22 protein-coding genes are annotated in these 20729 nt (G+C 72.5%); 16 read left to right on the top strand and 6 right to left on the bottom strand.

Going from position 1 to position 20729, the window contains the following annotated elements:
• The first annotated feature begins 2 nt into the window (after positions 1-2).
• On the top strand, positions 3-1979 hold the full coding sequence (locus tag ACFV9W_RS37075; protein WP_385770125.1) for a DUF5107 domain-containing protein: 1977 nt from the start codon (positions 3-5) through the stop codon (positions 1977-1979).
• Positions 1980-2071: 92 nt separating this feature from the next.
• Here ACFV9W_RS37075 and ACFV9W_RS37070 read toward each other — a convergent pair whose 3' ends face one another.
• The 4 genes from ACFV9W_RS37070 to ACFV9W_RS37055 all read right to left on the bottom strand — a co-directional run bounded on the left by ACFV9W_RS37070 (position 2072) and on the right by ACFV9W_RS37055 (position 6040).
• Entirely contained in the window at positions 2072-3379 is a 1308-nt protein-coding gene (locus ACFV9W_RS37070; RefSeq protein WP_385770123.1) for an amidohydrolase, read from the bottom strand.
• A gap of 108 nt (positions 3380-3487) precedes the next feature.
• Positions 3488-4768, bottom strand: a complete 1281-nt coding sequence (locus ACFV9W_RS37065) for an amidohydrolase family protein (RefSeq protein WP_385770121.1) — start codon at positions 4766-4768, stop codon at positions 3488-3490.
• A gap of 140 nt (positions 4769-4908) precedes the next feature.
• Positions 4909-5610 carry a GntR family transcriptional regulator gene (locus ACFV9W_RS37060; protein WP_385770119.1) on the bottom strand — a complete coding sequence of 234 codons (702 nt, stop codon included), beginning with the start codon at positions 5608-5610 and terminating at the stop codon, positions 4909-4911.
• 55 nt (positions 5611-5665) lie between these two features.
• Positions 5666-6040 carry a VOC family protein gene (locus tag ACFV9W_RS37055; RefSeq protein WP_385770117.1) on the bottom strand — a complete coding sequence of 125 codons (375 nt, stop codon included), beginning with the start codon at positions 6038-6040 and terminating at the stop codon, positions 5666-5668.
• A gap of 104 nt (positions 6041-6144) precedes the next feature.
• On the opposite strand from ACFV9W_RS37055, the gene ACFV9W_RS37050 reads away from it, so the two are divergent.
• The 14 genes from ACFV9W_RS37050 (at position 6145) to ACFV9W_RS36985 (ending at position 16261) form a co-directional block, all read left to right on the top strand.
• On the top strand, positions 6145-6501 hold the full coding sequence (locus ACFV9W_RS37050) for a phage holin family protein (RefSeq protein ID WP_385770115.1): 357 nt from the start codon (positions 6145-6147) through the stop codon (positions 6499-6501).
• A 5-nt stretch (positions 6502-6506) separates the two neighbouring features.
• Positions 6507-7892 (top strand): NAD(P)/FAD-dependent oxidoreductase, encoded by a 1386-nt coding sequence (locus ACFV9W_RS37045; RefSeq protein ID WP_385770113.1) that lies wholly within the window; start codon positions 6507-6509, stop codon positions 7890-7892.
• A complete protein-coding gene (locus ACFV9W_RS37040) occupies positions 7889-9748 on the top strand; it encodes a transketolase (RefSeq protein WP_385770111.1) in 1860 nt (619 codons plus the stop codon). The genes ACFV9W_RS37045 and ACFV9W_RS37040 overlap by 4 nt, the downstream gene beginning before the upstream one ends.
• 314 nt (positions 9749-10062) lie before the next feature.
• The gene (ligD, locus tag ACFV9W_RS37035; RefSeq protein ID WP_385770109.1) at positions 10063-10950 is read left to right on the top strand and encodes a non-homologous end-joining DNA ligase; all 888 of its coding nucleotides are present in this window, start codon (positions 10063-10065) and stop codon (positions 10948-10950) included.
• 44 nt (positions 10951-10994) lie between these two features.
• Positions 10995-11345 (top strand): gas vesicle protein, encoded by a 351-nt coding sequence (locus tag ACFV9W_RS37030; protein WP_385770107.1) that lies wholly within the window; start codon positions 10995-10997, stop codon positions 11343-11345.
• 55 nt (positions 11346-11400) lie between these two features.
• Positions 11401-11835: a gas vesicle structural protein GvpA gene (locus ACFV9W_RS37025; protein ID WP_385770105.1), complete on the top strand. Its 435-nt coding sequence runs from the start codon at positions 11401-11403 to the stop codon at positions 11833-11835.
• Positions 11832-12587, top strand: a complete 756-nt coding sequence (locus tag ACFV9W_RS37020; RefSeq protein WP_385770103.1) for a GvpL/GvpF family gas vesicle protein — start codon at positions 11832-11834, stop codon at positions 12585-12587. The genes ACFV9W_RS37025 and ACFV9W_RS37020 overlap by 4 nt, the downstream gene beginning before the upstream one ends.
• A 4-nt stretch (positions 12588-12591) precedes the next feature.
• The gene (locus ACFV9W_RS37015; protein ID WP_385770101.1) at positions 12592-12816 is read left to right on the top strand and encodes a gas vesicle protein GvpG; all 225 of its coding nucleotides are present in this window, start codon (positions 12592-12594) and stop codon (positions 12814-12816) included.
• A complete protein-coding gene (locus tag ACFV9W_RS37010) occupies positions 12813-13499 on the top strand; it encodes a DNA primase (protein ID WP_385770099.1) in 687 nt (228 codons plus the stop codon). The genes ACFV9W_RS37015 and ACFV9W_RS37010 overlap by 4 nt, the downstream gene beginning before the upstream one ends.
• Entirely contained in the window at positions 13486-14562 is a 1077-nt protein-coding gene (locus ACFV9W_RS37005) for an SRPBCC family protein (RefSeq protein ID WP_385770097.1), read from the top strand. Before ACFV9W_RS37010 ends, ACFV9W_RS37005 begins: the two co-directional genes overlap by 14 nt.
• Positions 14559-14996, top strand: a complete 438-nt coding sequence (locus ACFV9W_RS37000) for a gas vesicle protein (protein ID WP_385770095.1) — start codon at positions 14559-14561, stop codon at positions 14994-14996. The genes ACFV9W_RS37005 and ACFV9W_RS37000 overlap by 4 nt, the downstream gene beginning before the upstream one ends.
• On the top strand, positions 14993-15778 hold the full coding sequence (locus tag ACFV9W_RS36995; protein WP_385770093.1) for a GvpL/GvpF family gas vesicle protein: 786 nt from the start codon (positions 14993-14995) through the stop codon (positions 15776-15778). The genes ACFV9W_RS37000 and ACFV9W_RS36995 overlap by 4 nt, the downstream gene beginning before the upstream one ends.
• Positions 15775-15972 carry a gas vesicle protein gene (locus ACFV9W_RS36990; protein ID WP_385770091.1) on the top strand — a complete coding sequence of 66 codons (198 nt, stop codon included), beginning with the start codon at positions 15775-15777 and terminating at the stop codon, positions 15970-15972. The genes ACFV9W_RS36995 and ACFV9W_RS36990 overlap by 4 nt, the downstream gene beginning before the upstream one ends.
• The gene (locus ACFV9W_RS36985) at positions 15965-16261 is read left to right on the top strand and encodes a gas vesicle protein K (protein WP_385770089.1); all 297 of its coding nucleotides are present in this window, start codon (positions 15965-15967) and stop codon (positions 16259-16261) included. The genes ACFV9W_RS36990 and ACFV9W_RS36985 overlap by 8 nt, the downstream gene beginning before the upstream one ends.
• A gap of 12 nt (positions 16262-16273) precedes the next feature.
• Here the strand turns inward: ACFV9W_RS36985 and ACFV9W_RS36980 are convergent, their stop codons facing one another.
• Both ACFV9W_RS36980 and ACFV9W_RS36975 read right to left on the bottom strand, forming a co-directional pair.
• Positions 16274-17095, bottom strand: coding sequence for a class I SAM-dependent methyltransferase (locus ACFV9W_RS36980; RefSeq protein WP_385770087.1), 822 nt, complete (start codon positions 17093-17095; stop codon positions 16274-16276).
• 120 nt (positions 17096-17215) lie between these two features.
• Positions 17216-18745 (bottom strand): bifunctional phosphatase PAP2/diacylglycerol kinase family protein, encoded by a 1530-nt coding sequence (locus ACFV9W_RS36975; RefSeq protein WP_385770085.1) that lies wholly within the window; start codon positions 18743-18745, stop codon positions 17216-17218.
• 93 nt (positions 18746-18838) lie between these two features.
• Here ACFV9W_RS36975 and ACFV9W_RS36970 point away from each other — a divergent pair, with 93 nt between their 5' ends.
• The gene (locus ACFV9W_RS36970; protein WP_385770083.1) at positions 18839-20461 is read left to right on the top strand and encodes an ABC-F family ATP-binding cassette domain-containing protein; all 1623 of its coding nucleotides are present in this window, start codon (positions 18839-18841) and stop codon (positions 20459-20461) included.
• Positions 20462-20729 lie beyond the last annotated feature (268 nt).

The raw sequence follows: 20729 nt of genomic DNA, 5'->3' as shown, positions 1-20729 counted from the left end.
ACGTGACCGAGATCCGCCGCGCGGTACTGACCCTGCCGGGAGTGCCCCTGGGCCCGGACAATCCGCTGCCGCCACTGCGACCGCTCGACGAGATGCACGAGGTCGACGAGCGCGCCAAGGAGGACATGCCGCTCGACATGGCCCGGCAGGTCGGCTACCGGCCGCTGCGCAGCGTGCTGCCAGAGCGCATCCGTGACGGGTACGGCCGCGAGCGCACATCGGTCGACCTCGATACGATCGTGATCGAGAACGACCGGCTGCGGGCGACGGTGCTGCCCGGCCTCGGCGGCCGCGTCGCCTCCCTCTTCCACAAGCCGACCGGGCGCGAACTCCTGTACCGCAACCCGGTGTTCCAGCCCGCCGACTTCGCGCTCAACGGCGCCTGGTTCTCCGGCGGCATCGAGTGGAACATCGGCGCGACCGGCCACACCGCCCTGTCCTGCGCACCCCTGCACGCCGCGCGCGTGCCCGCCCCGGACGGCGGCGAGATGCTGCGCCTGTGGGAGTGGGAACGCCTGCGCGACCTCCCCTTCCAGGTCGACCTGTGGCTCCCGGACGGCTCCGACTTCCTGTACGTCGGCGTACGGATCCGCAATCCGCACGAGAAACCCGCGCCCACCTACTGGTGGTCCAACATCGCGGTGCCCGAGGAGCGCCGCGTGCTCGCGCCCGCCGACGAGGCCTGGTACTTCGCGTACGAGCGGACGCTGAGCCGCGTACCCGTGCCGGAGCACGAGGGAGCCGACCGCACGTACCCGCTGAACAGCGAGTACCCCGCCGACTACTTCTACGAGGTCGAGGACGGGCGGCGCCGCTGGATCGCCGCGCTCGACGACGCCGGGCACGGCCTCGTGCAGACGTCGACCGACCTGCTGCGCGGCCGGAAGCTGTTCGTGTGGGGCGCGGGGACGGGCGGCAGGCGCTGGCAGGAGTGGCTGACCGAGCCCGGCACGGGCGGCTACTGCGAGATCCAGGCCGGGCTCGCGCGCACGCAGCTGGAACACGTACGCCTGGAACCGGACGGCGAGTTCAGCTGGCTCGAGGCGTACGGGCCGCTGGCCGCGGACGCGGAAACCGTGCACGGGGGCGGGAGTTGGGGTCGCGCGGTCGGCGAGGTGGAGCGGCGCCTCGAGGACGTCCTGCCGCGCGCCGACGTCGACGCCGCGTACGAGGCGTGGCGGGGCTGCGCCGACACGGAGCCGGGGGAGCGGCTCGCGGTCGGGTCCGGGTGGGGTGCGCTCGAAGTGCTGCGCGCGGGCTGGAAGTTGCCGGGCACGCCGTTCGAGGAGTCGACGCTCGGGGAGGCGCAGGCGCCGTGGCGCGCGCTGCTCGAGACGGGGGCGTTCCCCGAGCAGCGCCGGGTGGGGCCGCCCGGTCCTTCGCTGGTCTCCCCGCCGTGGCGGGACATGCTGGAGACGGCGCCCGCCCGCCCGCAGACCGAGTACCACCTGGGCGTCGCGCAGTGGCATGCGGGCGATCGGGCGCAGGCCGTACGCAGTTGGGAGCGCGGGCTCGAACTGGCGCCCTCGCTCTGGCCGTTCCTGCGTTGCCTCGCCGTGGCCGACGTGGAGGAAGGCCATACGGAGCGGGCCGCGGACCGGTGTGCCGAGGCGTTCGACGACCTGTGTGCGGAGCGGCGGGACGAGGGGGAGCCGTGGCTCACGGTGTGCGCGGCCCTCGGCCGGGAGGCGATCGAGGTGTTGCTCGCGGTGGGGCGGGTGGCGGCGGCCCGTGGTGTGTGGGACCGGTTGCATCCGGCCACGCGGGAACGGGGGCGCTTCCGCTTGATCGAGGCGCAACTCCTGTGCGCGGAAGGTGACGTGGGCGCCGCGCGCGCCGTCTTCGAGGCGGGGTTCGAGGTGGCGGATCTGCGGGAGGGGGCGGAGACGCTTGGCACGGTGTGGAACCGGGTGGCTCCGCCGGGGGACCCGCTGCCCGCCCGGTACGACTTCCGCATGCGGCCGTCCGGCGGTGGTTGAGCCCCCGGGGCCGTGACGCCGGTTGGGCGGAACAGGCCCGCTCCGGGCGCCCAGTGGCGTGAGGCCCGACGAGCCCCACGCCACGGGGGTGGCTAGACCAACTCCCCGTTGCGCGCCACCACGTGCCCCCGGTGAACCACCACGTCCCGCTGCGGCATGTCCACCACCACCTGCGGAACCCCCTCCCCGCGGAGCAGAACGAAGTCCGCCGGGTCGCCCGGCTTGAACTCCACCCGGGGCAGCCCCATGACATCCGCCCCACCGTGCGCCCCCGCCGCGTAACAAGCCGTCAGCTCGTCGTCGAGGCGGATGTCGGTGACCCAGCCGAGGATGTGCGCACGGTGCAGCATGTCCGCGTTGCCGAACGGGCTCCACGAGTCACGGACCCCGTCCGACCCGAGCCCGACCCGCACCCCGTGCTCCTTCAGCTTGGCGATGGGCAGCACGAGGTCCGCGCTCGGCGCGACCGTCGTCAGCGCGATGTCCAGGTCGGACAAGTCGGCAGCCATTGAGGCCAGTTCGGCATCCTTCAGCATCGGCAGGCAGAACACATGGCTCACCGTCACCTTGCCCCGCAGCGACAGCGACCGCGTGCGCTCGATGATGCCGCGCAGCACCTTCGTGCCCTTCTCGTCCCGGTCGTGGAGGTGGATGTCCACCCCGACGCCGTACCGGTCCGCGAGGCCGAAGAGCAGGTCGAGCTGCTCGTCCATGGCGTTGTCGAAGCTGATCGGGTCGATGCCGCCGACCATGTCGACGAGCCCGTCCCGCGCCGCGGTCCGCAGCAGCTCGGCGGTGCCCGGCGTGCGTACGACACCGTGCTGCGGGAAGCCGACGATCTGCACGTCGAGCGCGTCCGCGAGCCGCTCCCGCGCCTGCGCGACGCCCTCGACCCCGGCGAGGCCGTAGGCGGGCGCCACGTCCGCGTGCGCCCGCATGGCACGGGTGCCGCGGGTTACCGCGTGCGACATCAGGCCGTACGCCCGCTCGCCGACCGGCCGCTTCTGCGTACGGAACACCTCGACGTCCTGCTCGCAGTAGTCGGCGATGCCGTCCGCTGGCTTGCGCGAGATCCAGTCGCTGCCCCAGGTCGTCTTGTCCGGGTGGATGTGCGCGTCCACCAGGGACGGCAGGGCGATCCGCCCACCGCCGTCGACGATCCGCGCGTTCGCGGGCGCGGGCCCGTCCGTGAACTTCCCGTCGACGACGGTCAGATCCACGGACTCCCGGGCGCCGAAGGGGCGGACGTCGCGGAACACCACGGCCTTGCCGGCGCCGCGGGGCTCCGCGGCCTGCGCCCGCGCCTGCGCCTGAGTCGCCGTGGCACCAAGGGCCGCACCGCCGACGCCGATCGAGGCCGCGCCCGCGAGGACACCGCGCCGGGACAGGGGAGGAGTCATGCCGTTCTCCTTCGTTCGAGTTCGAGGGGGAATCCGAGAAGAAAGATGCAGAAGGTGATGGAGTACGTGGGCCTACGTCGACCTACGTCGGCCGACCTCGGCCGCCCGTCAGACCGCGATGCCCGAACGCACCACGCCCGCCGGCTTCTTGAGCACCGACACGTCGGCCAGCGGATCGCCGTCGACGAGCAGCACGTCCCCCGCGAACCCGCGCGCGAGGCGGCCCACGGTGTCCTGGAGGCCGAGCAGCTTCGCCGCGCCGGTCGTCGCCGTACGGATCGCGTCGAGCGCGCCGAGGCCCGCCGAGCGCATCAGCTCGACCTCGCCGCCGATCGGGTCTACGGTGCCGCCGGAGGAGTCCGTGCCCGCGGCCAGCGGGACACCCATCTCGTGCGCGGCGAGGGCCGCCTTCTTGAGCAGCGGGAGGTAGGTGCGGCCGCGCTCGTCGAGGATCGGGTCGTCGGAGCCGATCATGCCGGCGATGGCGCCGAGGGTCGGGGTGAAGAACGTGCCGCGGCGCCGCATCTCGGAGAGCGTGCGCTCACTGACGTACGCGCCGTGCTCCAGGGAACGGATGCCCGCGCGCACCGCGTCGTCGCAGCCCTTCTCGCTGTAGCTGTGGCAGAGCACGCCCTTGCCGGCGCGTCCCGCGGCATCGACGATCACGGACAGCTGCTCGCGCGAGTAGACCTGCTCGAGCGGGTCCTGCTCGGCGAGGCCCGCACGCTCGTTGACGCGCGTCTTGATGACGTCGGCGCCGCGCTTGAGGTTCACCTCGACGACGCGGCGCAGCGCCTCCGCGGACCGCACGCCGCCCTTGAGGCGGGCCAGCGGGGTGAGGTCCGGGTCGCCGAGGACGGTGTCGCCGAGTTCGGGGGTGACGAAGACGCCGGCGGCCTTCAGGCGGGGCGCGAGTTCGGGGGCCTGGCGGGCCAACTCCCGTACGGCGATGTCCTGGTAGAAGTTCGTGGAGCCGCTGCGCGCGCTGGTGGCGCCCTTGCGGACCGCGTCGAGGGCCTCGGTCGCGGTGTTGAGGTGGATGTGCGCGTCGACGAGTCCGGGCAGCACCCAGCGGCCGTGCGCGTCGAGGCGCTCGACGTCGCCGGGGATCTCCACACGGCCGCGGGCGCCGGCCGCGCGCACGACACCGTCGCGGATGACGACGACCGCGTCCTCGGTGACCTCGCCGGTGGCCGGGTCGAGCAGGGTGCCGCCGTCGACGACCAGGTCACCGGCGCGGGGCGCGGTGGCCGGGCGGCGGGGTGCGGCGGAGGCCGTGGCCGCGCCGGAGCCGAGCGCGGTCGCGGTGCCCGCGAGCACGGCGGACGCGGCGAGAACGCCGCGGCGGGTCAGTCGGCTGGACGGGGGCTCGGCGGGCTCGACGCACATGGGGGCTCCAGGAGGGGTTCTACGAGGATGAGCTGGCCCGCCTTTTTGTATACCAACCCGGAGCGCGCGACAAGGGAGCCCATGCCTATGCGGCTAAATGACCGTTTACAAAGGGTGAGCCCGAAGGGATCCTCGAGGGCTCACTCACTCCCGGTATACAAAGTGGTGTCGCCGAACAGTGACCTCAGGGCGACCGCCCGGCTGTCCCTGACGTGCAGCAGCGTGCTCGCCGCCGCCAGCTCCTCGGCGCCCGCCGCGATGTGCCGGAAGATGTCCGCGTGCTGCGCCCGCATGTGGGCCGGCTCCTCGCGCAGCCCGAACAGCAGCTGCAGCTGCCAGCTCAGCTGCTCCATCGTGCGGGCGAGCAGCGGGTTTCCGGCGAGCGCCACGATCTCCTCGTGGAACTCGGTGTGCGCGGCCACCTCGCGCGTGCCCTCGTCGGCCGCGGCCGCCCGCTCCGCCCGGTCGAGGCATGCGCGCAGCGCGTCCAGGGAGGGCGGATCCTGCGCGGTGAGCGCCCGCGCCGCGAGCCGCGAGGCCTGTACGGCGAGTGGCTCCCACACCTCGTACAGATGCCGCACATCGGTCCGCTCCAGGCGGCGCACCCGCACACCGCTGCGCGGCAGCAGTTCGAGCAGGCCCTCCGCGACGAGCGCCCGCAGCGCCTCCCGCACCGGGACCCGCGACATCCGCAGCTCCTCGGCGACCTCCCGCTCCACGAGCCGCGCGCCCATCGCGTAGCGGCGGTCCACGATGCGCTGCCGCACCGCCTCCCGCGCCTGTGCGCTCAGGGACGTCTTCTCCTGGCGCCCCTCGTCCGACCCCGCCGTGCTGCCCGCCACGTGCACCGTCCTTCGCCCGTCGTGCCCCGGGCGAGGATACGTGCCGCGCCGCCGGTCAGGCCTGTGCGGCGGGTTCCTCGGGCTGTGCCTGACGGTCCACGTACTCGAACACCGAGCCGTCGGGGTGCATCGCGATCAGATTGCGGCCCGCCGGGCTCGGCACCGGACCCGCGATCACCTTGGCGCCGGAGGCGGTGAGCAGCATGGCGGCCTCCTCGACATCGGGGACCGCGATCGTCGCCGCGACCTTGCGGAGCACGTCGATCTCCGCCCTGGGACCGCTCATCAGGAGGAAGCAGCCGACCGCGGCCACGGAGACCCCGCCGCGCTCGAACCGCAGCGCTCTGCTGCCCGTGAGGTTCTCGTAGAACGTGACCGAGGACTCCAGGTCCTCGACGCAGACGCGCAGCGTGGTTCCCAGGATTTCCATGGGGAGGAGCCTAGTCGGAGGGGCCGGGAGCGCGTGATCGTTTCGCGGAAGCGGGCGCCAGGTCGTCCTCGTTACGCGAAGCGGGGCACGGGTACCCGGCGCGCATGGAACGCATGGGCGAACACATCAACGAGCAGCTGACCGACGAGCTGGCCGGACGGGTCACGCACGCCGTGCGCGAGACGCTCCGCGAGGAGTTCACCGCGTCCGTGCGGGCGCAGCGCCGCAGGGCGGCCCTGTACGCGGGAGCCGGCGTCGCCGCGCTGTACGCGGGGGCGGCCGTGGCGCTCGCGCTCGGACTCGTCCTCGCCCTCGGCATGCCGGACTGGGGCGCTGCCCTGGTGGTGGCCGTGGTCCTCGGCGCCGCGGCGTACGCGCTGCGGGTCGCGGCGCGGCCCGGACGGCCCCCGGTGCCCACCGCGCCGCCGATGCCGACCACACCGCCGACGCCTGGAGCGTGAGCGCCGTGAGCCGATCCCGAGTCGTCGTCGTCGGTGCCGGCTTCGCCGGATACCGGGCCGCCCGCATGCTGACGCGGGTGGCCCGCGACACCGCCGACGTCACCCTGCTCAATCCCACCGACTACTTTCTGTACGTGCCGCTGTTGCCGCAGGTGGCCGCGGGCACGCTCGAACCGCGCCGGGTCACCGTGTCGCTGTCGGGGACGCTGCCGCACGCGCGGCTCGTGCTCGGTGAGGCCGACGGCGTGGACCTCGACGAGCGGGTCGTCGCCTACACCGACCCGGAGGGCGGGCGCGGCACCCTGGAGTACGACCGGCTCGTCCTCGCCGTCGGCAGCGTGAACAAGCTGCTGCCGGTGCCGGGCGTCGCCGAGCACGCGCACGGGTTCCGGGGCATGCCCGAGGCGCTGTACCTGCGCGACCACGTCACCCGCCAGATCGAGCTCGCCGCGGCCGCCGAATCCCCCGAGGAGTGCCGGGCCCGCTGCACCTTCGTCGTGGTCGGCGCCGGCTACACCGGCACCGAAGTCGCCGCGCAGGGGCAGCTGTTGACCGACGCGCTCGTGAAGAAGCAGCCGCTGCGCCACGGCATGCGCCCGCGCTGGATGCTGCTCGACCTCGCGCCGCGCGTCCTGCCGGAACTCGACCAGCATCTGTCCCGCACGGCCGACAGCGTGCTGCGTCGGCGCGGCGTCGAGATCCGGCCCAAGACGTCCGTGAAGGAGGCCACCAAGGACGGTGTCCTTCTGGACGACGGGGAGTTCGTCGACACCCGTACGCTCGTGTGGTGCGTCGGCGTCCGCCCCGATCCGCTCGTCGCCGAACTGGGGCGGCCCCTGGAGCGCGGCCGGCTGCTCGTCGACCCCTATCTGAACGTGCCCGGACACCCCGAGGTGTTCGCGTGCGGTGACGCGGCCGCGGTGCCCGACCTGGAGAAGCCGGGCGAGTACACGCCGATGACCGCGCAGCACGCCTGGCGGCAGGGGCGCGTCGCCGGCCTGAACGTCGCCGCGTCCCTCGGCAAGGGCGAACGCCGCGACTACCGGCACAAGGACCTCGGCTTCACCGTCGACCTCGGCGGCGTGCAGGCCGCCGCGAACCCGCTCGGCGTCCCGCTGTCCGGTCCGCTCGCGGGCGCCGTCACCCGCGGGTATCACCTGGCCGCGATGCCGGGGAACCGGGTGCGGGTCGCCGCCGACTGGCTGCTCGACTCCGTACTGCCGCGCCAGGCCGTCCAGTTGGGCCTCGTGCGCTCCTGGTCCGTGCCGCTCGACACGGCGTCACCGGAGCTGGCGCGCGTACCCGACGACAGCCGCGACGAGCAGAAGGCGGACCAGCAGAAGACGGTTCAGTCGAAGACGGACCGGCAGGACCAAGGAGGTGCCCCGTGACCACCACGTACAGCGACGCCGAACTCCACGCCCTCGGGCAGCAGTTGAGGGTCGACTCGGTCCGCGCGGCCGACGCCGCGGGCTCCGGGCATCCGACCTCCTCGATGTCCGCCGCCGACCTGATGGCCGTCCTCTTCGCCCGCCACTTCCGCTACGACTTCGACCGCCCCGCCCACCCCGGCAACGACCGCTTCGTCCTCTCCAAGGGCCACGCCTCGCCGCTCCTCTACGCGGCGTACAAGGCGGCAGGCGCCCTCAACGACGCCGAACTGCTCACCTTCCGCAAGCTCGGCAGCAGGCTGGAGGGACACCCCACGCCGCGCAGCCTGCCCTGGGTCGAGACGGCCACCGGCTCCCTCGGCCAGGGCCTCCCGGTCGCGGCCGGCATCGCCTGGTCGGGCAAGCGTCTCGACCGGGTCGGCTACCAGGTGTACGTCCTGTGCGGCGACAGCGAAATGGCCGAGGGGTCGGTGTGGGAGGCCGCCGAGTACGCCGGGTACGAGCAGCTCGACAACCTCACCGCGATCGTCGACGTCAACCGGCTCGGCCAGCGCGGACCCACCCGGCACGGCCACGACCTCGACGCCTACGCCCGCCGCTTCAAGGCGTTCGACTGGCACACCGTCGTGATCGACGGGCACGACGTGGCGGAGATCGACCGCGCGTACGCCGAGGCCGCGTCCACCGTCGGCCGCCCCACGGTGATCCTCGCCCGCACCCTCAAGGGCAAGGGCGTCGCGGCGGTGGAGGATCGCGAGGGCGCGCACGGCAAGCCGGTGCCGGGCGCCGCGGAGGCCGTCCGGGAACTCGGCGGCGACCGCGGCCTGCGGATGTCGGTGCAGGCGCCGCCCGCCGCGCGCATCCTGCACGCGGTGCGCAGCGGCCGACTCGACCTGCCGCGCTTCGAGGTCGGCGACGAGGTCGCCACCCGCGACGCCTACGGCCGGGCGCTCACCGCGCTCGGTTCCGCGCGCGGCGACGTCGTCGCGCTCGACGGGGAGGTCGGCGACTCCACGCGCACCGAGATGTTCGCCAAGGAGCACCCCGAGCGGTACGGCGAGTGCTACATCGCCGAGCAGCAACTCGTCGCCACGGCTGTCGGGTTGAGTGCGCGCGGCTGGCTGCCGTACGCGGGTACCTTCGCGGCGTTCCTGACCCGCGCCCACGACTTCATCCGGATGGCGGCCATCAGCGGCGCCGACCTCAACCTGGTCGGTTCGCACGCGGGTGTCGCGATCGGCGAGGACGGTCCTTCCCAGATGGGTCTCGAGGACCTGGCGATGTTGCGTGCCGTCCCGGACACCACGGTCCTCTACCCGTGCGACGCCAACCAGACCGCCCAACTCGTCTCGCATATGGCCGAGTTGACGGGCATCCGCTATCTGCGCACCTCGCGCGGCGCGGCGCCGGTGATCTATCCGCCGCACGAGGACTTCCCGGTGGGCGGCAGCAAGGTGCTGCGTTCCGGGGACGGCGACCGGGTGACGGTCGTCGCGGCGGGAGTCACGGTCCACGAGGCGCTGAAGGCGGCGGACGAGCTCGCGGCGGCGGGCATCCCGGTGCGGGTGATCGACCTGTACTCCGTGAAGCCGGTGGACCGCCGCACCCTGCGGGACGCCGCGCGGGCCACCGGGTGCCTGCTCACGGTGGAGGACCACCGGGAGCAGGGCGGCCTCGGGGACGCGGTGGCCGAGGCCTTCTCCGACGCGGAACCGGCGCCGCGGATGGCCCGGCTGGGGGTCCGCACGATCCCGGGTTCCGGGACCCCGGCGGAACAGTTGGCCGCGGCCGGCATCGACGCGGCGGGCATCGTGGCCGCGGTCGCCCTGCTGGTCGAGCACGCGGTGACGTCATGACCCCGTGGTTGCGGCCTCGGGGCTCCGCCCTGGACCCCGCTGCTCAATCGCCGCAGGGGCTTGATTTTGCCGACTCCCGCCGATGGGGCCCGTTTGCCTCCGGGGCGACGGGGGCCCATTTGCCCCGTGCGATGGAAGTCCATTTGCTCACCCCGGCGATGGATGCCCATTTGGGCGCCCTCGCCGGCGGCATTCATTCACGTCTCGGCGGCGGGTGAGTAAATCGAGCCCCGCCGGCGATTGAGGCGCGGGGTCCGGGGCGGAGCCCCGAGGCGTCGACCGCGGTGCCGCGCAACAGGTAGAAGGAGGCCCCGATGACGGACACCCGTACCCCCGACGTCCGGCGACCGGACAAGGTGTTGTTGCCGGACGGCATCACCAAGAGTGACCTCGCCGAGTACCACCGGGCCATCGCCCCGCACATGCTGCCGCACCTCCGCGGCCGCCCCCTGATGCTGGAGCGCCACCCCGACGGCCTCGACGGGCCCCGCTTCATGCAGAAGGACACCCCGGACCACTACCCCGACTGGATCCACCGGGCCGAGGTGCCGAAGGAGGGCGGCACCGTCACGCACACCGTGTGCGACGACACCGCCACCCTGATTTTCCTCGTCGACCAGGCCGCCCTCACCCTGCACCGCTGGCTGTCGCGCGCCGACGACACCGACCACCCCGACCGCCTCGTCTTCGACCTCGATCCGGCGCGGGACGACTTCGAGACCGTCCGCGAGGCGGCCCGTCTGACGCACGCGATGCTGGACGACCTGGGCCTGCCCAGCGCCCCGATGACCACGGGCTCGCGCGGCGTCCACGTCGTCGTACCCCTCGACGGGAGCCAGGACTTCGACGAGGTGCGGGACTTCGCGCGGCAGGTCGCCGATACGCTCGCCGCCGAACACCCCGACGCGCTCACCACGGCCCCGCGCAAGAAGGACCGTGGCGACCGCCTCTTCCTGGACGTACTGCGCAACGCCTACGCCCAGACGGCCGTCGCACCGTACTCGGTGCGCGCCAAGCCCGGCGCCCCCGTGGCCACGCCGCTCAGCTGGCAACAGCTCGGCGCCCCCGCGGTCGGCGCCCAGCACTGGAACATCACGAACGCCGCCGAACAGGCCCGCACCGACCCGTGGGACGGCCTGCTCGGGCGGGGCCGCTCGCTCGGCCCCGCCTGGCGCAAACTCCGCACCCGGCAAGGGAGTTGAGGTTTGTTCCGGCCGACTGTGGAGACTCGGTGACCGAGGCTGCCATGACAAACACAAAGAAGACGCAAGCGTCGTCGGAGCGCGAGCCCGGCGACGACAAGACCACCGAGGCGGGCGGCGCGCCGGGCCCCATGGAGGTGCTGCGTGAAGCGCGCGCCCAGCTGGCGGAGCTCACCGGCATGGCGGCCGAGACCGTGTCGTCCTTCGAACGAACCGAGGACGGCTGGGAGTTGGAGATCGAGGTCCTTGAAGTGGCCCGGGTCCCCGACACCATGAGCCTGCTGGCGAGCTACCAGGTGAGCCTGGACCCGCACGGCGTACTGACCGGCTACCGGCGCATCCGCCGCTACGAGCGGGGGCGCTCCGAGCCGGCACACAGGCAGGGCGGCCACTAGGCCGTCGCGCCCCGCCTCGAACCGCGTACTACACAGACAGGGAGGACCTGCCTCCATGACCGTTGTCCCCGCACAGCAGTCAGGCGGCGGTGGTGGCACCAGCGGCCTGTACGACGTACTCGAACTCGTGCTGGACCGTGGGCTCGTCATCGACGCATTCGTCCGTGTCTCGCTGGTAGGCATCGAGATCCTGAAGATCGACGTCAGGGTCGTCGTCGCCAGTGTCGACACCTATCTCCGCTTCGCGGAGGCCTGCAACAGGCTGGATCTGGAGACCGGATCCAAGAAGCCGTCCGGACTGACCGACATGGTCGGCGACAGCATGGAGTCCGGCGCGCGCGGCAAGACCAAGGGCGCTCTGTCCGGTGCGGCCGAGACCATATCCGGCGCCTTCTCCCAGGCCCGCGAGGAGGGCCAGGCGGAGTCGAGGCGATCTGGTTCCAGTGGCCGCAGGCCCGCCACGAGCCGCCGTAAGGAGGAGCAGGAGTGAGCACCAGCACGTACATCTACGCCATCGCGAGCTCCGAACACCCCTCCCTGCCCGCCGGCATGGGCGGCATCGGTGAACCGGCGCGCGAGGTGCGCCTCGTCAAGGAGGGCCCGCTCGTGGCACTCGTCAGCGAGGCCCCCGAAGGGCTGCGGCCCAAGCGCCGCGACCTGCTCGCCCACCAGAGCGTGCTCTCGGAGGCGGGCGCCGGGGGACCGGTGCTGCCGATGCGGTTCGGCTCCCTCGCGCCCGACGACGAGTCGGTCTCCGCGGTGCTCGCCGAGCGCGCCGACCACTATCAGGAACGGCTTCGGGAGCTCGACGGCAAGGTCGAGTACAACGTCAAGGCGCAGCACGACGAGGAAGCGGTGCTGCACAAGGTGATGGTCGACAACCCCGAGGTCCGTACCCTGACCGAGGCCAACAGGCAGGCGGGCGGCGGTACGTACGAGGAGCGGCTGCGCCTCGGCGAGCTGGTCGTGTCCGCCGTGCAGGCCCGCGAGGCCGAGGACGCCGTGGAGCTCCAGCATCTGCTCGAACCCGCGGCCTCCGCGATGTCGGCGGGGCCCGAGAGCACGGGCTGGCTGGCCAACCTCTCGTTCCTCGTCGACAAGAAGGCGGCCGAGCACTTCCTGGCCGCCGTGGAGGAACTGCGCGGCAGCCACCCGCACCTCGACCTCACGGTCAACGGGCCGCTGCCCCCGTACAGCTTCGTCGAGCCGGGCCCCTCGGAGCCCGCGGCCACGACGGACTGAGCCCATGGGCCTGATCTCGGAGCTGCTGTTGCTGCCGCTGGCTCCGGTCCGCGGGTCCCTGTGGGCGGTGGAGCAGGTGCTCGCCGAAGCAGAGCGGCAGTACTACGACCCGGCGGCCGTACGTGCCGAACTCGCTCGCCTGGAAGAGAAGTTGGTGTCCGGCGAGATCGACCAGGAAACGTTCGACCGCGTCGAGGACGAGCTCCTCGACCGTCTGGAGGGACCTTGAACCGAACAGCGCTCGGCCTCGCGGTAGGGGCCGGTTACGTCCTCGGACGTACGAAGAAGATGAAGCTGGCGATCGCCGTCGGCACGATGGTCGCCGGCAAGCGGCTGAACCTGAGCCCGCGTGCGCTCGCCGACATGGTGACCACGCAGTTGGAGAACAACCCGCAGTTCAAGGAGATCGGCGACCAGCTCCGCGAGGACCTGCGCGGCGTCGGCAAGGCGGCCTCGGGCGCGCTCGTCGAGCGCCAGATCGAGGGCCTCGCGGGGCGCCTGCACAGCCGTACGCAGGGTGTCCGCGACCAGATCGAGGGCGTCGCCCCGGACGTGGACGACGTGCGGAACGCGGGGGAGCGGGTCACCGGAGCCGTCCCCGGCCGCGGCCGTGACCGCGGGGACGACGAGGCGGAGTCCGGGGCCGACTACGACGAGGAGTACGACGGCTACGAGGACGAGGCCGAAGACGCGGAAGGGGCCCAGGAGTCCTCCGAGGAGGAGTCCGCCGAGGACCGCCGCCCCGCGGAGGCCGGGAGCACGGAGAAGCAGTCGGCCACGAAGCAGTCGGCCGCGAAGAAGGCCCCCGCCAAGCAGCGCTCGGCGCGGCCGCAGGGGCCCAAGAAGGCGGCGGCGAAGAAGACGACCGCCGCCAGGAAGACCGCCGCGAAGGGAGGCCGTGGCCGTGGCTGACACCACGAAGAACCAGCTCGGCGGCCTCGCCGGCAGCGCGGCCGCCGACCACCTCAAGGCGGAACTGCAGGAGTACCTCGCCGCGCAGGCCCAGCGGCTGCTCATCGGCGCGGGCCGCAAGCTCGGCGAGAGCACCGTGAAACTGAACGACATCGCCGAGGGCAACAGCCCCGGCTTCGCCAGGCTCGCGCTCGACGGCGGCCGCAAGCTCGCGGAGGGCAAGGGCCCGGTGCGCAGCGCGGTGGAGCTCGGCGCGGGCCGGCTCAAGGACAACGTCGTGGACGCCTTCAAGGGCCTCGGCGGCAAGGGCAAGGGCAAGCGCAAGGGCGGTGCGGGCAAGAAGCCCACCGTCATCATGGAGTTCGTCGACGTCGGCGTCGACCTGCGCACCGCCTACGACCAGTGGACGCAGTACCAGGACTTCAGCACCTTCGCGAAGGGCGTCAAGAACGCGAACCGCGCCGACGACGTCACCTCCGACTGGCAGCTGAAGGTCTTCTGGTCCAACCGGAGCTGGAAGGCGCACACCACCGACCAGCATCCGGACGACCGGATCGCCTGGACCTCCGAGGGCGCCAAGGGCACCACGAAGGGCGTCGTCTCCTTCCACCCGCTGGCCGACCGGCTCACCCGGGTGCTGCTGCTCATCGAGTACTACCCGAAGGGCCTGTTCGAGAAGACCGGCAACATCTGGCGCGCCCAGGGCCGCAGGGCCCGTCTCGACCTCAAGCACTTCGCGCGGTACGTGACGCTGCGCGGCGAGCGGCCAGAGGGCTGGCGCGGCGAGATCGAGGAGGGCGAGGTCGTGCGCTCGCACGAGGACGCGCTCGCCGAGGAAGAAGAGCAGGAGCAAGACCAGGACCAGGAGCGCGAGCTGGACAAGCCGTCCGACGCGTACGACTCCGAGGAGGAGCCGGAGGAGTACGAAGACGAGGCCGACGAGGAACCGGACGACGAAGAGGAGCCGGACGCCGAGTACGACGAGGAGTACGAGGACGAGGAGGGCGAGGACGAGGAGCCCGCGCGGGAGCGGGAGCACGCGGGGAGCGGGGCCCGCCGATGACGACGGCGAGCCGCTTTCCCGAGCCATACCGGGGTGACGGCGGGGCCAACCTCGCCGACATCCTGGAGCGCGTCCTCGACAAGGGCATCGTCATCGCGGGCGACATCCGGATCAACCTGCTCGACATCGAACTGCTCACCATCAAACTGCGCCTGATCGTCGCCTCGATCGACAAGGCCAAGGAGATGGGCATCGACTGGTGGGAGGACGACCCGGCCCTCTCCTCGGGCGCCCGCCGCAAGGAACTCGCAAGGGAGAACGCCGAGTTGAAGCAGCGCATCGCCGAACTCGACGAACTCACCGAAGGTCGCACCGAAGAACTGACCGAAAAACGGACCGAAGACCGGACCGAAGACCGGACCGAAAAACGGACCGAAGACCGGACCGAAAAACGGACCGAAGACCGGACCGAGAAGCGGAGGGGGTCGGCTTGACCACGGACGAACCGCGCGAGCTCCGCTACGTGTACGCCGTCTGCCATCCGCTCGGCGCCCCGCTCCAGGCCGAACTCACCGGCGTGGCGGGCGCCCCGCCCCGGCAGCTGGAGCACCAGGGGCTCGTCGCCGTCGTCGGCGCCGTGCCGGAGCGGGACTTCGCCGAGGCGGCGCTCCGTGCCCACCTGGAGGACCTGGACTGGCTCACGGAGACGGCCCGCGCCCACCAGAACGTGATCGCCGCGCTCACCACGGTCACCAGCCCGCTCCCGCTGCGCCTCGCCACGGTCTTCCGTGACGACAGCGGCGTACGGCTGATGATGGAGCAGGAGGAGCGGCGCTTTCGCGCGGGGCTCGACCGCCTTGAGGGGCGCGTGGAGTGGGGCGTGAAGGTGTACGTCGAGGAGCCCGAGGCCAAGGCCCAGGCTCCGGCGCCCGAGCCGGCCGCCTCCGGCCGTGACTATCTGCGCCGCCGCCGCGCCGAGCGCAGCGCGCGCGACGACTCCTGGCGGCGCGCCGAACGCTTCGCCCAGGAGCTGCACGACGAGCTGTCCCGGCACGCCGCGTACACCCGCGTCCACCCTCCGCAGAACCCGGAACTCTCTCGCGCCAGCGGCATGAACGTGCTCAACGCGGCGTATCTCGTGGAGCGTTCGGGCGCGGAGGAGTTCGTGGAGCGGGTCGACGCGACGAAGGACCGCGAGCCCGGACTGCGGGTCGAACTGACCGGGCCGTGGGCGGGCTACTCGTTCACCGCCGACGACGAGGAGGGAGCCACGTGACGGTCGTCGAACGGCGTGAGATCGCCCTGGTCGACCTCCTCGACCGGCTGCTCGCGGGCGGCGTCGTCCTCGCGGGGGACGTCACCCTGCGGATCGCCGACGTCGACCTGGTGCGCATCGACCTCAACGCCCTGATCAGCTCGGTGAACGAACAAGTGCCCTCGCCCTGGCCGGAGGTGCTGGACGGTGACTGAACGACCTCACGGTGAACGCCGCCGCATCGAACTCGAACCCGACACGGTCGAGCGCGACCTGATGAAGCTCGTCCTCACCCTCGTCGAGCTGCTGCGCCAGCTCATGGAGCGGCAGGCGGTCCGCCGCTTCGACACCGGCGATCTGACCGAGGACCAGGAGGAGCGGGTCGGGCTGACCCTGATGCTCCTGGAGGACCGCATGGAGCAGCTGCGGGAGCGCTACGGGCTGCGGCCCGAGGACCTGAACATCGACCTCGGACCGCTGGGCCCGCTGCTGCCCCGCAGCTGAACCGCCGCGCGGTCAGCGGGGCTTGCGGCAGAGGATCTCCCCGTGCATCACGCCGAACCACGCGTCCTCGTGCGTGCCCCACTCCCGCCAGGCGGCGGACACCGCCGTCAGCTGCCCGGGCGTCGCGTGCCCGCCGCCCGTCGCGCGGTCGGCGTACGCGGAGGCCAGCGTGCGGTCCGCCCACAGCCCGCTCCACCAGGCGATCTCCTCGGGCGTCGAGTAGCACCACGTGCCGGCGGAGCACGTCAGGTCCTCCTGTGCGAAACCGGCCCTCAGGGCCCATGACTTCAGGAACCGCCCGGCGTCCGGCTCGCCGCCGTTGGCGCGGGTGACCCGCTCGTACAGGTCCAGCCAGTCGTCCATGGCGGGCAGCCGCGGGAACCAGGAGAACGCGGCGTAGTCGGACTCCCGTACGGCGATGAACCCGCCGGGCTTCGTCACCCGCCGCATCTCGCGCAGCGCCTGCACCGGGTCGCCCACGTGCTGAAGGACCTGGTGCGCGTGCACGACGCAGAACGTGTCGTCCGGCCAGTCCAGCGCGTGCACGTCCGCCGTCGTGAAGTCGACGTTGGTCAGGCCCCGTTCGGCGGCCGTCGCGCGCGCCTGGTCCAGGATGCCCTCGGCGTGGTCGGCGCCGGTGACATGCCCGTCGGGGACCAGCTCGGCCAGGTCGGCGGTGATGGTGCCGGGGCCGCAGCCGATATCGAGGATCTTCATGTGCGGCTTGAGCGAGCCGAGCAGGTAGGCCGCGGAGTTGGCGGCGGTGCGCCAGGTGTGCGAGCGGAGCACGGACTCGTGGTGCCCGTGGGTGTATACGGCGGTCTCCTGCGGCATGGCTCGGTCCCTTCGCGTACGTCGGACCGCCGGGGACACCCGTCCCCGCCGGTCCGATCACCGTACGCCCGCCAGCCGCATAGTGAGATACCCATCTTGGATGCTGGACTTCGGGTGCGGTCAGAGCAGCGAGTGCGGCCGGTACACGCGCAGTCCCTCGTGGTCCTTGTCCACCCGCAACTCCCCGCCGCACTCGGTGACTTCACCGTCGTAGGCGAGCGGCGTGCCGGGTGCCACACCGTCCACCCGCAGTCGCGTCAGCCGGGTCGCCGCGTGGAACGGGGAGTGGGACAGCGGTCCCGAGAGGGCCGCCGCGAGCAGCCGCACACCGGGCAGCCGGCCGCCGTCCACGGTGCGCACGTCGAGCAGGCCGTCGGCCAGGCTCGCGCGCCGCCCTGCCGTCAGACCCATCCGCCGGTACGTGCAGTTCCCGGCGAACAGCAGCCACAACGGCCGCCGCCTGCCGTGCAGTTCGACGCTCAACGGGTGGTCGCGGCGCAGCACGTACATCGCCGCCACGACGTCCGCGAGCCGCCCGCCGACCCGCCCCGACCAGCGCTCCCGCTCCCGCACCAGCTCCGGGTAGGCGCCCAGGCTGAGGGTGTTGAGGAAGATCCCGGAACCGCCGGCGGACGAGAAGCGGCCCACGTCCACGGCGACCGCGTGACCGGCCTCGACGGCGCCCGCCAGATCACCCGTGTCCTCGATGCCGAGGTCGTACGCGAAGTGGTTGAGGGTGCCGCCGGGCAGCACCGCGAGCGGCAGGTCGTGCCGGAGCGCGACCCGCGCGGCCGTGTTCACGGAGCCGTCGCCGCCCGAGATGCCGAGGGCGCGGGCGCGCGGCGCCGCCTTGTCCAGCTGCTGTTCGAGCTCGTCGCCCGCGCACTCGATGTACTCGGCGCGGGGCAGCGCGTCCCGCAGCGCCCGCACGCGCTCCGGGGTGCCCGCCCCCGTGTTCACGACCATCACCAGGCCCTCGCCGCCCGGCAGCGCCGGCACGTCGTCCACCAGGGGCCGGCCCGGCGACGGCATCTGGTCGCGGGTCGGCACCAGGCCGCGCACCGCGAAGGCCGCGCCCGCGCCGAGGGCGGCGCCCGCGAGGACATCGGCGGGGAAGTGGGCCCCGGTGTAGATCCGGGAGGCCGCCACGGAGAACGCCACGGGGGCGACCAGCGCGCCCAGACCGCGCGACTCCAAGGCCACGCCCGTCGCGAAGGCCGCGGCCGAGGCCGAGTGCCCGGACGGGAACGACGTCGTGAACGGCTGCCGCTTCAGCCTCCGCACCAGCGGCACCGGGTCGAGCGCGGGCCGCGCCCGCCGCACCGAGCGCTTGCCGAGGGTGTTGATGGTGGCGGAGGCGAGCGCGAGGGACGCCACGCCGCGCACGGCGGCCCGGCGGGCGCGCGGCGACCCGGACGCGGCGAGCGCCCCGCCCACCGCGAACCACAGCACACCGTGGTTCGCGGACCGGCTCAGGCGCGGCAGGATCCGCTCGGCGCCCGGCCAGTGCGCGTTCGCGGCGAACTCGAAGACGCGCAGATCGAGCGCGGCGAGCCGGTCGCGCAGCGTAGGGGGCACGGGCGGCGGCGAATCAAAGGCCGTACCCGGGGAGAACGGCTTCAGCGACTTGAGCGGCTTCAGGGGTGACATGGGTGACTGGTACCCCGGCGCGGGGCCCGCATCCGGCGCCCACCGGCCAATTCGTTTGCCCGTCACCCGCACGGGCGTCCAGAATGCGGGATCATGGGACATCTGGAAGCGGCACACCTCGAGTACTACCTCCCCGACGGGAGGGCGCTGCTCGGCGATGTGTCGTTCCGCGTCGGCGAGGGCGCGGTCGTCGCGCTCGTGGGGCCGAACGGGGCGGGCAAGACGACTCTCCTGCGGCTGATCTCCGGCGAGCTGAAGCCGCACGGCGGCTCGGTCACCGTCGGCGGCGGTCTCGGCGTGATGCGCCAGTTCGTGGGCTCGGTCCGTGACGGGACGACGGTCCGCGACCTCCTCGTATCGGTGTCCCCGCCGCGCATCCGCGAGGCGGCGAAGGCGGTCGACGAGGCCGAGCACCTGATCATGACGGTCGACGACGAGGCCGCGCAGATGACGTACGCGCAGGCCCTCTCCGACTGGGCCGAGGCACAGGGCTACGAGGCGGAGACCCTCTGGGACATGTGCACGACGGCGGCGCTCGGTGTGCCGTACGACAAGGCCCAGTTCCGTGAGGTGCGCACGCTGTCGGGCGGCGAACAGAAGCGCCTGGTCCTGGAGGCGTTGTTGCGCGGCACCGACGAGGTCCTCCTCCTCGACGAACCGGACAACTACCTCGACGTCCCCGGCAAGCGCTGGCTGGAGGAGAAGCTCCGCGAGACCCGCAAGACGATCCTCTTCGTCTCCCACGACCGGGAGCTCCTCGCGCGCTCCGCGGAGAAGATCGTCAGCGTCGAGCCGAGTCCCGGCGGGGCCGACGCGTGGGTGCACGGCGGGGGATTCGCCACGTACCACGAGGCGCGCCGCGAGCGGTTCGCGCGCTTCGAGGAGCTGCGCCGCCGCTGGGACGAGAAGCACGCGCAGCTGAAGAAGCTCGTGGTCAACCTGCGGCAGGCGGCCTCCGTCAGCCACGAAATGGCGTCCCGGTACGCGGCGGCGCAGACGCGGCTGCGGAAGTTCGAGGAGGCGGGGCCGCCGCCGGAGCCGCCGCGCGAGCAGGACATCACCATGCGCCTGAAGGGCGGCCGCACCGGCATCCGCGCGGTGACCTGCGAGAATCTGGAACTGACGGGCCTGATGAAGCCCTTCTCCCTGGAGGTCTTCTACGGGGAGCGGGTCGCGGTCCTCGGTTCGAACGGCTCGGGGAAGTCGCACTTCCTGCGGCTGCTCGCGGGCGACGAGTCCGTGGCGCACACCGGCGCGTGGAAGCTGGGCGCGCGGGTCGTGCCGGGCCACTTCGCCCAGACCCACGCCCACCCCGAGCTTCAGGGCCGGCCGCTGCTCGACATCCTGTGGCGCGACCACGCGAAGGACAAGGGCGCGGCGATGTCCCTGCTGCGTCGCTACGAACTCACGGCCCAGGCCGAGCAGAAGTTCGAGCGCTTGTCGGGCGGCCAGCAGGCCCGCTTCCAGATCCTGCTGCTCGAACTTGAGGGCGCGACCGCGCTGCTCCTCGACGAGCCGACGGACAACCTCGACCTGGAGTCGGCGGAGGCGCTCCAGGAGGGCCTGGAGTCCTTCGACGGCACGGTCCTCGCGGTCACCCACGACCGCTGGTTCTCCCGCTCCTTCGACCGCTACCTGGTCTTCGGCTCGGACGGCCACGTACGCGAGACGTCGGAGCCGGTGTGGGATGAACGCCGCGTGGATCGTTCCCGCTGACCATTGCACCCACCCGGCGTTGCGCCCACGTGGCTCCGCCCCGGACCCTGCTGCTCAATCGCCGCAGGGGCTTGAAATACCCACTCGCCTCGCGAGGCTTGTCCCGCCCATCGCTGGTGGCGCCGGGAAGACCTGCCCGCGAGGCTTGGGTGTTTGAATGCCCCGCCCGCCAGGTTTGTCTCAAGCCATCACCGGCGATTGAGGCGCCGGGTCCGGGGCGGAGCCCCGTGGGCGTAACGACGGGCGGTCACTTATAAACATCTCCGAG

It is taken from the genome of Streptomyces sp. NPDC059897, from assembly GCF_042730865.1.
GTDB lineage: Bacteria > Actinomycetota > Actinomycetes > Streptomycetales > Streptomycetaceae > Streptomyces.
Note: the sequence above shows the minus strand (reverse complement) of the source record. Positions and strands in the feature narration are given on the sequence as shown.